Genomic DNA, 12,832 nt, shown 5'->3' on the forward strand with positions numbered 1-12,832 from the left:
AATTAACCTTCTGTTCCTGTAGACTTTAAATCCGCTTTTAAATGTCTACACTCAGACATAGTTTTTGAAGCTCTAGCAATTACATTTGAATAATAATAATCATTATCTATTTTAATCAATTCATTTTCAAAAATTAATTCCTTAACTTTTGATGAAGTTAAAGAGTTATTTTTTTCAATATGTAGATTTATTTGATTAATTAAACTGCTATCCAGCTCATCTTTATCATTAAATAATTTTCTATGATTCATGGACTCTGCAAGTTCATTTATTATTACCCAATCCTCTTTTGCAAGTTCTGGTGGATAAGATGCTTTGTAGGCTTTTTGTAATTTACCTTCTAAATTTGTAAAATAACCATTTTGTTCTGTATAAGCAGCCCCTGGCAAAATAATGTCTGCTATTTCCGCTCCTTTATCTCCATGAGAGCCTTGATAAATAATAAACTCATTTTTTTTTTCAAAATTAATAGCGTCTAGACCTAGAAGATAAACAATTTCAAACTTGTGATCTTCCAAGTCTTTCAAAACTTCATTATCACCATCAGTTGTTTTATATACCCCAAGATCAAACGCACCTACCGTGGATGCATTTTCAGAAATTATATTTAAAGCATTCCAATCATTGGAAAGTTTATTATTTTCATCTAAAAATTGCTTGATTGATTCAAAAATATATTTAGATGATTTACTTTTTAGTGCAGATTGACCCATTATAATCATAGGTTTCTTTGCTTGTTTAATTAAATCAGATACCTCATGTTTACCTTCGATAATTTTTTTAACAGTTTCAGTGTTTCCATCTAAAGACTGGTAAGGGTATGTAAGGTCACCTACTTCATTTAGCGAAATAATTTTAGTTTTGTTTTGAAGATAGGATTTTCTAATTCGGGCATTTAAAATTGTTGCTTCAAATCTAGGGTTTGTCCCTAAAAGGAAAATAAAATCAGCTTCTTCAATTCCATTAATTGATGAGTTGAATAAATAATTTTCTCGCTTTTCTGGATTTAAATAACTGTAATTATCTCTAGACTCTATATTTTGAGAACCTAATGTTTTATTAAAAAATTCTTTAAATATATAAAGTGTTTCCATATTGACTAAATCACCAGTTAACCCACAGATTTTTTCTTTATCAGTGTTTTTAAACTTAGATTTAATTATATTAAAAACTTCAGACCATGATGCTTTTTCAAATTTTCCATTATACTTAATGTAAGGTGTATCTAGTCTTTGATTTGATAAACCATCGCAAGCATGTCTTGTTTTATCAGAAATCCATTCCTCGTTAATGTCTTCGTTTATTCTTGGTAAAATTCTCTTAACTTCCCAGCCATAGGTATCAACTCTTATATTAGAGCCAATAGCATCCATAACATCAATAGATTCGGTCTTTTTTAATTCCCAAGGTCTTGCTTCAAAAACATATGGTTTAGATGTTAAAGCTCCAACAGGACACAAATCAACAACATTAGCAGATAATTCTGATTGCATTGATTGCTCAAGGTAAGTAGTTATTTGCATATCTTCACCACGTCCTATTGCTCCTATTTCTGGTACACCAGCAATTTCTGTTGCAAACCTAACACATCTAGTACAATGGATGCACCTTGTCATTTGAGTTTTAATTAAAGGACCCATATTTTTTTCAGGAACTTGTCTTTTATTTTCTTTAAATCTAGATTTATCTACCCCATAAAACATTGATTGATCTTGAAGATCACATTCGCCACCTTGATCACATACAGGACAATCTAATGGGTGATTTGCAAGTAAAAATTCCATCACACCTTTTCTTGCTTTTTCAACAAATTCAGTATTCGTTTTAATATTCATACCTTCAGCAGCAGGCATCGCACATGAAGCAACTGGTTTTGGAGATTTTTCCATTTCAACTAGGCACATTCTACAATTTCCAGCAATTGAAAGTTTTTCGTGATAACAAAATCTTGGAATTTCAACTCCAGCTTTTTCACAAGCTTGTAAGACTGTTAAGCCATCTTCAACTTCAACTTCAATATTGTTAACTTTTAATTTAGGCATTTTTTTTATCCAATAAATGTTGATCGACTAAATAAGGAACTTCATTATTTTTTTTTATTGTTGGTTCAAAATTGTTTCGTTCCTCAATTTCTTTTCTAAAATGTCTTAACAAACCCTGGACAGGCCATGAAGATCCTTCACCAAAAGCACAAATAGTATGACCAGCAATTTGATTTGTAACATCACCAAGCATTTCTACTTCATCTTTTGACGCTTCTCCCTCAGCCATTCTTTCTAACATTCTCCACATCCATCCAGAACCTTCTCTACATGGTGTGCACTGTCCACAACTTTCATGTTTATAAAATCTAGCAATTCTTGCCATACATTTAATAATATCTTGATCATTATTTATTACGACAATACCTGCGGTTCCTAAACCACTTTTCTCAGCAACAAGTGAGTCAAAATCCATTGTTAAAGTTTCACATGTTTTTTTTGGTATAATAGGCATAGAAGATCCACCTGGTATTACTGCTTGTAGATTATCCCATCCACCAATTACTCCGCCAGCATGTACTTCTATTAACTCTTTAAGAGATATACTCATTTCCTCTTCAACGTTACATGGTTTATTAACATTTCCAGATATACAAAATATTTTAGTTCCTGTATTTTTCGCTTTTCCTAATGACGCAAACCATTTACCACCTTTTCTCAAAATCGTCGGAACAACAGCTATAGTTTCCACGTTATTAATTATTGTTGGACATCCATATAATCCTATTAAAGCTGGAAAAGGAGGTTTTAATCTTGGCTGACCTTTTTTACCTTCGATGCTTTCTAGAAGTGCTGTTTCTTCACCACATATATAAGCGCCTGCTCCATAATGAATATAAATATCTAAGTCCCAGCCAGTACCAGAGGCATTTTTTCCTATAAGTTTTTTTTCATAAGCTTCATCGATTGCTTTTTGAAGTTTTTGTCCGTCAATAAAATATTCGCCGCGTATATAAATATAGCAAACATGGGCCTGAACTGCGTAAGCAGCAATCAAACATCCTTCTATTAATTTGTGAGGTTCAAACCTTAAAATATCACGATCCTTACATGTGCCAGGTTCAGATTCATCACCATTTATAACTAGATAGTGAGGTCTAGAACCAAGTTCTTTTGGGGCAAAAGACCATTTAAGACCCGTAGGAAATCCAGCACCACCTCTTCCTCTTAATTCCGATGATTTAACTTCTTCTATAATCCATTCTCTACCTTTTTTTATTATTTCAGCAGTATCTACCCAGTCGCCTCTATTTTTTGAAGACTCAACATCTGAACCTTTATCATTATATAGGTTTTGAAATATTCTATCTTTATCGTTAAGCATTTTTTAAATCCAAAAGTGTTTTTCTGTTATTTTCAGGTTCATTATTAACTCTTCCTCTATAAGATCCTGGCTTTGGCGTCTTACCGTCAAGTATCTCATCTAAAATTTTTAAAGTTTTTTCTTTATCTAGGTCTTCATAATAGTCATCATTAATTTGCATCATTGGGGCATTAACGCATGCACCCAAACATTCAACTTCCATCCATGAGCATGATTTATCAGTGGATAATTCATTTTCATTTTCTGAAATTTTTTCTTTGCATGCTTCAACAAGTTTATAAGCTCCTCTGATCATGCATGGTGTAGTTGTACAAACTTGAATAAAGTGTTTTCCAACTGGTGATAGGTTATACATTGTATAAAAAGTGGCCACCTCATAAACTTTTATATAAGGCATATCTAAAAACTTTCCGATATATTTCATTGCTGCAAGTGGTATCCAGTTATCATTTTGTTTTTGAGCGATATATAGTAATGCCATTACAGCGCTTTGTTGTTTTCCTTCTGGATATTTGGAAATCATTTCTTTTGCTGCAGCTAGACTATCTGCTGTGAATTCAAATTTTTCTGGTTGCTCTTTTGCAGGTTTTCTTAAACTCATTATCTATCAACCTCTCCAAAAACAATATCTAACGAACCTAAAACAGCAGGTACATCAGCAAGCATATGTCCTTTAATCAAATAATCCATTGCTTGTAGGTGAGAAAAGCCAGGAGCTCTAATTTTACATTTGTAAGGTTTGCTGGTTCCATCAGATATTAAATAAACACCAAATTCACCCTTTGGTGCTTCAACAGCAGTATAAATTTCATCTTTGTCAACACGATAACCTTCAGTGAATAATTTAAAGTGATGAATTAAAGCTTCCATTGATTGTTTAATATCTTTTTTAGGTGGAGGGCTAATTTTTCCATCTAATGATTTAATTGGTCCTTTTTCCATTTTACTTAAACATTGTTTGATTATTGAAACACTTTCTCTCATTTCTTCAATTCTACATAAATATCTATCAAAACAGTCTCCATTTTTTCCTACTGGAATTTTAAATTCTAGTTGTTCATAACAGTCATAAGGTTGAGATTTTCTTAGATCCCAAGGAACTCCAGAGCCTCTAATCATAACACCGCTAAAAGAATAATCTAACGCATCTTCCTTGGTTACAATTCCTATATCAATATTTCGCTGTTTAAATATTCTGTTGTCAGTCAATAATGTTTCTAGATCATCTATTATCTTCGGGAACGACTCACAAAAATTACCTATATCCTCTTCAAGACCCATCGGTAAATCTTGATGAACACCACCGGCCCTGAAGTAATTGGCATGTAGTCTTGAACCAGATGCTCTTTCATAAAATGTCATTAATGTTTCACGTTCTTCAAAACCCCATAGTGATGGAGTTAAAGCGCCTACATCAAGAGCTTGAGTTGTAACATTTAATATATGACTTAATATTCTTCCAATTTCACAAAACATTACTCTGATTAATTGGGCTCTAATTGGAACATTTATCTTTAAAATTTTTTCTATAGCTAAAGCAAAAGCATGTTCCTGATTCATTGGAGCAACATAATCAAGTCTGTCAAAATAAGGGACTGCTTGCATATACGTTTTATTTTCTATTAACTTTTCTGTTCCCCGGTGTAGAAGACCAATATGTGGATCAGCTTTTTCAACAACTTCTCCATCTAATTCTAAAATTAATCTTAATACACCATGTGCTGCAGGGTGCTGTGGTCCAAAATTTAGATTTAATGTTTTAATTTTTTTTGTCATTTTCTAGGTCAGTTTGATCTTTAATATATTTTGTTCCTTCCCAAGGGCTTTCGTAATCAAAATTTCTATAATTTTGCTCTAACTTAACTGGTTCACTAATAACTTTCTTTTGATCTTCGCTATATCTAACTTCAGTATGACCGGTTAGAGGAAAATCTTTTCTTAAGGGGTGTCCTTCAAAGCCATAATCAGTAAGTATTCTTCTCATATCTGGATGGTCTTTAAACTTAACTCCATACATATCAAAAACTTCTCTCTCCATCCAATTTGCTGCAGGATAAATGGGTGTTAATGATGGAATAACTTCATTTTCACTTATTAGGTAACTTAATATAATTCTTTGATTAAATTCATGACTTAAAAACAAATACACAACTTTAAAACGTTGAGCATTTTCAGGGTAATCAACAACTGTAATATCAATTAACTGTCTAAATTTTGTATTCTCGTTACTTTTAATAAATAACGTTACATCTATCAAATCTTCATTATCAATATTAATATATAACTGTTCATGTCTAATCTCAGTTTTTTTAATTTTAGTTGTAAGTTCCGAGTTAATTTTTTTTTCAAGATCAATTAAATTTTGCATATAAATTATCTTTCAAAAGATCCTTTGTTTCTAATTTTTTTTTGTAATTGCAAGATTCCATAAAGTAATGCTTCAGCTGATGGAGGACATCCTGGCACATAAATATCCACAGGTACTATCTTATCACAACCACGGACTACAGAATAAGAGTAGTGATAATAACCACCACCATTTGCACAACTACCCATCGAAATAACATATCTCGGTTCAGGCATTTGATCATAAACTTTTCTTAATGCCGGTGCCATTTTATTAGTTAAAGTTCCAGCTACAATCATAACATCAGATTGTCTTGGTGACCCTCTTGGTGCAGCACCAAATCTTTCTAAATCATATCGTGGCATTGCTGTTTGCATCATCTCAACAGCACAGCAAGCTAAACCAAAAGTCATCCAGTGTAATGAACCAGCTCTTGACCAGTTTATTAAATTATCAAGTGAAGTTGTGATAAAACCATTTTTACTAAAGTCTTCAGCAAGTTTTTTAAATTCTTCAGGAATTTCTTTATTTTTATTTTCTAAGTTCATAATCTAAAATTTTATTCCCAGTCTAGTGCACCTTTTTTCCATTCATAAATAAATCCAACCGTAAGAATGAATAAAAATATCATCATTGAAGTAAAGCCAAGACCTCCAATATTGCCCAATGATATTGCCCAGGGAAAAAGGAAAGCTATCTCTAAATCAAAGATTATAAATAGAATTGCCACTAAATAAAACCTTACATCAAATTCCATTCTTGAATCTTCAAAGGGTTCAAAACCACATTCATACGCAGATAATTTTTCTGGATCTGGATGTTTTGGTGATAATATTAAGTTTACAACAACAAAAGCACAACTCAGACCAAGTGCAATAATCAAAAATATAATAATTGGTAAGTAATCTTTTAAAAATTCTGAAAGCATTTGAGTCTATATAGCAGTTTTTACCTCTTGTTGAAGGGTACTTACGTCACATTTTTAATAATATAAATGTTAATTAATAGGGAAAAAGTGGCGGGAGTGAAGGGACTCGAACCCTCGACCTATCGCGTGACAGGCGATCGCTCTAACCAACTGAGCTACACCCCCACTTTAGTTGTTTTGGTGGGCAGTAAAGGACTCGAACCTTTGACCCCCTCGGTGTAAACGAGATGCTCTACCAACTGAGCTAACCGCCCAAAACAAGCGCTACTATTACATCAAGGAATAGATAATGTAAATTGGTAATTATTGAATACTGGCTTGAGATTTATCATTAGATTGAGAAATTTTCTCAACCTCGACCCACTCAACTCTTTTTAATTCTTTTGTTAAAGCTATTTTTAATACTTCGTCAGCATGCTCAACAGGAGTAATTTTTATATCATCAATAATTTTCTTAGGCATATCAACAAGATCTTTTTCATTTTCCTTCGGAATTATAACTTGTTTTATCCCAGCTCTGTGTGCTGCTAATAATTTTTCTTTTAATCCACCAATTGGCAATACTTGACCTGTTAATGTTACCTCGCCTGTCATTGCAACATCTCTTCTGACGGGGTTATTTGTGATTGCAGAAACTATTGAAGTGACCATACCAATACCTGCTGAGGGTCCATCTTTAGGAGTGGCTCCTTCTGGAACATGAATATGAAAATCCTTTTTTTCAAATAAAGGAGGAATGATTCCATAATCTAAACTTTTTGATCTAATAAAAGATTTTGCAGCTTTGATAGACTCTTGCATAACCTCACCTAATTTTCCTGTAATTTGCATTTTGCCTTTTCCTGGCATTATAACAGTTTCAATTTTAAGAATTTCCCCACCGTATTCAGTCCAAGCTAAACCAGTAACAACACCGATTTTATCTTTACTTTCAAGTTCACCAAATTTAAATTTTTGAATTCCTAAATAGTCTGGTAAATTTTTTAAATCAATTTTAACTTCTTTCTCTTCTCCAGAAACCACTTTCTTAACAACTTTTCTAGCTACTTTTGAAATTTCTCTTTCTAGGTTTCTTACACCAGACTCTTTTGTATAGCTTTGGATAATTTCTTTAATTATATCCTCAGATAAAGTCATTTCATTTTCTTTAACTCCATTATCTTTAACTTGTTTGGGTAGTAGATACTTATTTGCAATATTAATTTTTTCATCTTCTGTATAACCAGCTAATCTAATGACTTCCATTCTATCTAATAACGGTGGTAAAATATTCAAAGTGTTAGCTGTAGTAACAAACATGACGTCAGATAAATCATAATCAACTTCTAGATAATGATCATTAAATGTTGTGTTTTGTTCTGGATCTAATGCTTCTAACAAAGCAGAAGATGGATCTCCTCTATAATCATTTCCAATTTTATCTATTTCATCAAGAAGAATAAGTGGATTTTTTGTACCTGCTTTTTTCATCATTTGAATAATTTTACCAGGTAAAGAGCCTATATAAGTTCTTCTATGTCCTCTTATTTCCGCTTCATCTCTCATACCACCTACAGAAACTCTTACAAATTCTCTGTTAGTAGCTTTTGCAATTGATTTTCCTAATGATGTTTTACCAACACCTGGAGGACCAACTAAACATAAAATTGGACCTTTAATCTTTTCCATTCTTTTTTGGACTGCTAAAAATTCAATAATTCTCTCTTTAACTTTTTCTAAACCAAAATGATCTGCATCAAGAACTGCAAGTGCTTTTTTCAGATCAATATCAACTTGGCTTTTTTTATACCAAGGAAGATCTGTCATCCAATCAAGATAATTTCTGATAACAGTAGCCTCAGCAGACATTGGGCTCATATTTTTTAACTTTTTAAGCTCAGCCATACATTTCTTCTCAACATCTTTTGGCATTTTTGCTTTAATAATTAATTTATTCAAACTTGAAGTTTCATCTTTTCCATCTTCGATTTCACCCAATTCCTTTTGAATAGCTTTAAGTTGTTCATTTAAATAATATTCTCTTTGAGTTTTCTCCATTTGAGTTTTAACTCTTCCTCTAATTCTTTTTTCAACTCCAATAATACTGGTTTCATTCTCCATTATTTTAATTATAGAATTAAGTCTTTTCTTAACATCTATAGTTTCAAATATTTGTTGCTTCTCTGAAATTGTAGCTGTTAGGTGAGATGCGATATTATCAGCAATGTGTGATGCATTAGTTAACTTTTTAATATTATTAATCGTTTCACTTGATACTTTTTTATTAATTGAAGTTAGTTTTTCTAATCTTCTTACAGCAGTCATTGCTAGTGGTATTAAGTCTTCATCTTTAGTTACTACATCATGGTGATGAGCATATTCACAAATAATAAATTTCTCATTATCTTTAAAATCTAAAATTTTTACTCTTTTACTTCCTTCAACTAAAACTTTTACTGTACCGTCTGGTAATTTTAATAACTGAAGAATATTACCTTCACAACCATACATGAAAACATCAGTTTTTTTAGGGTCATCTATTTCTGAATTTTTTTGGGTAACTAGAACAATTTTTTTGTCCTTTTTCATAACTTCATTTAAAGCGGCAATAGATTTATCTCTACCAACAAATAATGGAACTACCATATTTGGAAATACAACAATATCTCTTAACGGTAATAAAGGTCGTTCAATTTTTACATCCATCATCTAAATATGGATATTAAATATGATATTGCAATAGCTATTTATTACTTATTAACGTGAAATTAGGCAGCAGAGGTTTTGTCAGTCTTTGTTTTGCTAATATTTTTTGAATGAACTATGATTGGTTGAGATAGTCCTTTGGCCGCACTAGCGTCTACAATAACTTCCTCCACATTGTCTTGACTTGGAAGATCGTACATTGTTTTTAATAAAATATTTTCTAAGATTGATCTAAGGCCTCTAGCCCCAGTTTTCTTATTAATTGCTTTTTGTGCAATCTCTTTGATCGCATTTTCTTTAAAACTTAACTTAGCTCCATCTAATTTAAATAATTCTTGGTATTGTTTAATTAGCGAGTTTTTTGGTTCTTGTAGTATTTTAACTAGAGATTTTTCATCAAGATCTTCTAATGTAGCTATCATTGGAAGTCTTCCAATAAATTCTGGGATTAAGCCATACTTTAACAAATCTTCAGGTTCTAAAGTTTTCATCCACTCACCTGTTTTTTTATCATCTGTTTTTTTTACATTTGCACCAAATCCTATTGATGTACCTTTATCTCTTTGAGATATTATTTTATCTAAGCCAGCGAATGCTCCACCACAAATAAACAAAATATTTGTTGTGTCTACTTGTAAAAATTCTTGTTGTGGATGCTTTCTGCCACCTTGAGGTGGAACGCTCGCCACTGTCCCTTCCATAATTTTTAATAGAGCTTGTTGTACACCTTCTCCAGACACGTCTCTAGTTATAGAGGGGTTTTCTGACTTTCTGCTAATCTTATCAACTTCATCGATGTATACAATTCCACGTTGTGCTTTTTCAACGTTGTAATCAGCAGCTTGTAATAATTTTAAAATTATATTTTCAACATCTTCACCAACATAACCTGCTTCTGTTAAAGTGGTTGCATCTGCCATTGTGAAAGGAACGTCAAGGATTCTTGCTAGAGTTTGAGCTAATAAAGTTTTTCCACAACCAGTTGGACCAACTAAAAGAATATTTGATTTTGAAAGTTCAACTGTTTTGCTGGTTTTAGTCTCATAATTAAGTCTCTTATAATGATTATGAACAGCAACTGATAAAACTTTTTTTGCGTGAGGCTGCCCAATAACATAATCATCTAATACAGCACAAATTTCTTTAGGCGGTGGTAACCCATCTTGATGTTTAACAAATGTGTCTTTACTTTCTTCTTTGATGATATCCATGCATAGTTCAACGCATTCATCACATATAAATACAGTTGGACCTGCAATAAGTTTTCTAACTTCATGTTGGCTCTTTCCACAAAAAGAACAGTAAAGAATATTTTTATTATTTGTTGTCATATAATTTATAAACGAATCAGTAAAGTTACTTTAATATAGAAGACTCATACTAATCAAGTATCAGTTTAATGGGGTGTCAAGATGTTGTGTATTAAGATCTATTTTCAACTACTTCATCTATCAAACCAAACTCTTTTGCGGTATCTGGAGTCATAAAGTTATCACGTTCTAGTGCTTTCTTCACATCATCAACAGATTTTCCAGTATGTTTTGAATAAATCTCATTAAGTCTTTTTTTCAAGGCTAAAACTTCGTTAGCATGAATTTCAATATCTGTAGCTTGTCCTTGAAAACCAGCAGAAGGTTGGTGAACCATAATTCTAGAATTTGGCAAAGAAAATCTTTTACCTTTTTTACCTGCAGCTAATAAAAATGAACCCATTGATGCAGCTTGACCAATACATAATGTTGAAACATCTGGTTTAATGTATTGCATAGTATCATAAATTCCAAGACCTGCTGTCACTAGTCCTCCAGGACTATTGATATATAAATTGATTTCTTTTTTTGGATCCTCAGACTCTAAAAACAAAAGTTGAGCTGTAACTAAAGATGCTACGTTATCATTTATTGGTCCTACCAAAAAAATAATTCTCTCTTTGAGAAGTCTTGAATAAATATCATAAGCTCTCTCACCTTTATTTGATTGTTCAACAACCATAGGTACAAGAGTATTCATTTGATCTAATAAGTTTGTTGTCATAAGTTGATTCTCTTACTTATACAACTTGTGATTACTTTTTACTAACTTTTTTTGTTGAAGGTTTTTTAGATGCTGAGGGTTTTGGTTTTTTTTCAATTTTAGTAGATTTTGAAGCTTTTTTTTCCTCAGGATGATCGTGGTCATGATTGTGGTCATGTTCATGATTATGATCTTGTTTTTGATGTTCCTTTAAAATTTTTTCTGCTTCCTCTTTGCTAATTTCTTTTTTAGATGGTTTTGCTTTAGTTTTAATTAGATTGATAATTTTTTCCTCATACACGGTTCCTCTTAAGCTAGCTAATGCTGATGGATTTTTTTGATAAAATTCCATAACCATCTTTTCTTGGCCAGGCATCATTCTAAGTTGTTTTTGAACTTCAGCTTGAACTTCTTGTTCAGTTACTTTGATTTTATTTTGTTCACCAAATTCATTTAAGATCAACCCAACTTTAATTCTTTTTTTAGCGATTTCCTCAAAATTTTTTCTACTTTTTTTAGAATCTTCTTCAGTCATACCTTGAGATAAAATCTTAACTTCTTCTTCAATTAAGTTTTCCGGAATTTCATCCACTTTAAAATTTTCAATTTCTTTTAAGATTTGAGTTTTTGCCAATTTATCTAGAGAATTTTTATATTCATCATTAATTTGTTTACTAACTAATACTTTTAAATCAGCAAGATCTTTTGCACCTAAGTTTTTAGCAAAAACATCATCTATTTTTACTTCCTCTGATTTTTTTACTTCTGTAATCTTGCAAATAAAATTAGCTTTCTTATTTGCGTATTCTTTTTGTGGATAGTTTTCAGGCAGCGTAACGTCAACAGATTTTTCATCATTTTTTTTAACGCCGATAAGCTGCTTATCAAAGCCTTTAATAAATAAGTCCTTACCTAGAATTAATTGAGTATTTTTTCCTTCACCACCAGTAAAATCTTTTCCATCAATCGTTGCTTTGTAGTCAAAAATAACTAAATTTTCCTCTACTGCTTTAACATCTGCTGCAACTTCTTTAAAATTGTTCTGACTTTTGGCTATTTCTTTAATTCTTTTATCTGTTTCGTTTGTGTCAATTTTAACTGAATATTCGTCAAATTTAATATTTTCAACAGACTTTAACTCTACCTTTGGAAGTTCTGTTATCGACATTACATATTCTAAATCTTTATCTTCACCATAGGTTTTAAGATCAAGCTTTGGTTGTCCAGCTGGTTTAATTTTATTATCTTCTAAAGCCTTAACTGATGTATCTTTAAGAACTTTATCTAGCACTTCACTAAAAATTGCTTGGCCAAATTGTCTTTTTAAAACTTCTTTAGGCACCTTCCCAGGTCTAAAACCTTTTAAGTTAACAGTCTTTTTAATTTCTTCATATTTTTCATCCATATAAGAATTCATAGTTTCTTTATCTATGAAAACTTTAATGTCTTTATTTAAACCTTTTTTATTTTCTACTGTAACTTTCATAATTTTT

Annotated in this window: 11 protein-coding genes and 2 tRNA genes; all 13 read right to left on the reverse strand. The window is 31.6% G+C overall.

Going from position 1 to position 12,832, the window contains the following annotated elements; all coding sequences use genetic code 11:
- Positions 1 to 2 precede the first annotated feature (2 nt).
- Positions 3 to 2,042 (reverse strand): NADH-quinone oxidoreductase subunit NuoG, encoded by a 2,040-nt coding sequence (gene nuoG / locus AC5SLN_RS03610; protein ID WP_494592774.1) that lies wholly within the window; start codon positions 2,040 to 2,042, stop codon positions 3 to 5.
- Positions 2,035 to 3,366 (reverse strand): NADH-quinone oxidoreductase subunit NuoF, encoded by a 1,332-nt coding sequence (gene nuoF, locus AC5SLN_RS03615; RefSeq protein ID WP_494592775.1) that lies wholly within the window; start codon positions 3,364 to 3,366, stop codon positions 2,035 to 2,037. The genes nuoG and nuoF overlap by 8 nt, the downstream gene beginning before the upstream one ends.
- Entirely contained in the window at positions 3,359 to 3,967 is a 609-nt protein-coding gene (nuoE, locus tag AC5SLN_RS03620) for an NADH-quinone oxidoreductase subunit NuoE (RefSeq protein WP_011282014.1), read from the reverse strand. Before nuoE ends, nuoF begins: the two co-directional genes overlap by 8 nt.
- The gene (locus AC5SLN_RS03625) at positions 3,967 to 5,142 is read right to left on the reverse strand and encodes an NADH-quinone oxidoreductase subunit D (RefSeq protein ID WP_494592777.1); all 1,176 of its coding nucleotides are present in this window, start codon (positions 5,140 to 5,142) and stop codon (positions 3,967 to 3,969) included. Before AC5SLN_RS03625 ends, nuoE begins: the two co-directional genes overlap by 1 nt.
- Positions 5,126 to 5,734: an NADH-quinone oxidoreductase subunit C gene (locus AC5SLN_RS03630; protein WP_006997034.1), complete on the reverse strand. Its 609-nt coding sequence runs from the start codon at positions 5,732 to 5,734 to the stop codon at positions 5,126 to 5,128. The genes AC5SLN_RS03625 and AC5SLN_RS03630 overlap by 17 nt, the downstream gene beginning before the upstream one ends.
- A 5-nt stretch (positions 5,735 to 5,739) precedes the next feature.
- Positions 5,740 to 6,261 (reverse strand): NuoB/complex I 20 kDa subunit family protein, encoded by a 522-nt coding sequence (locus tag AC5SLN_RS03635; RefSeq protein ID WP_006997035.1) that lies wholly within the window; start codon positions 6,259 to 6,261, stop codon positions 5,740 to 5,742.
- Positions 6,262 to 6,272: 11 nt separating this feature from the next.
- Positions 6,273 to 6,641, reverse strand: a complete 369-nt coding sequence (locus AC5SLN_RS03640) for an NADH-quinone oxidoreductase subunit A (RefSeq protein ID WP_006997036.1) — start codon at positions 6,639 to 6,641, stop codon at positions 6,273 to 6,275.
- Positions 6,642 to 6,729: 88 nt separating this feature from the next.
- Positions 6,730 to 6,806: transfer RNA gene (locus tag AC5SLN_RS03645), tRNA-Asp, on the reverse strand.
- 13 nt (positions 6,807 to 6,819) lie between these two features.
- Positions 6,820 to 6,895, reverse strand: a tRNA-Val gene (locus AC5SLN_RS03650).
- Between the two features lie 49 nt (positions 6,896 to 6,944).
- A complete protein-coding gene (gene lon, locus AC5SLN_RS03655; RefSeq protein WP_494592779.1) occupies positions 6,945 to 9,329 on the reverse strand; it encodes an endopeptidase La in 2,385 nt (794 codons plus the stop codon).
- 59 nt (positions 9,330 to 9,388) lie between these two features.
- Positions 9,389 to 10,657, reverse strand: a complete 1,269-nt coding sequence (gene clpX, locus AC5SLN_RS03660) for an ATP-dependent Clp protease ATP-binding subunit ClpX (RefSeq protein ID WP_494592781.1) — start codon at positions 10,655 to 10,657, stop codon at positions 9,389 to 9,391.
- Between the two features lie 91 nt (positions 10,658 to 10,748).
- Positions 10,749 to 11,360 carry an ATP-dependent Clp endopeptidase proteolytic subunit ClpP gene (clpP, locus tag AC5SLN_RS03665; RefSeq protein ID WP_006997039.1) on the reverse strand — a complete coding sequence of 204 codons (612 nt, stop codon included), beginning with the start codon at positions 11,358 to 11,360 and terminating at the stop codon, positions 10,749 to 10,751.
- Positions 11,361 to 11,391: 31 nt separating this feature from the next.
- The gene (gene tig / locus AC5SLN_RS03670) at positions 11,392 to 12,825 is read right to left on the reverse strand and encodes a trigger factor (RefSeq protein WP_494592782.1); all 1,434 of its coding nucleotides are present in this window, start codon (positions 12,823 to 12,825) and stop codon (positions 11,392 to 11,394) included.
- Between the last annotated feature and the right edge of the window lie 7 nt (positions 12,826 to 12,832).

It is taken from the genome of Candidatus Pelagibacter sp. PS_31, from assembly GCF_059417865.1.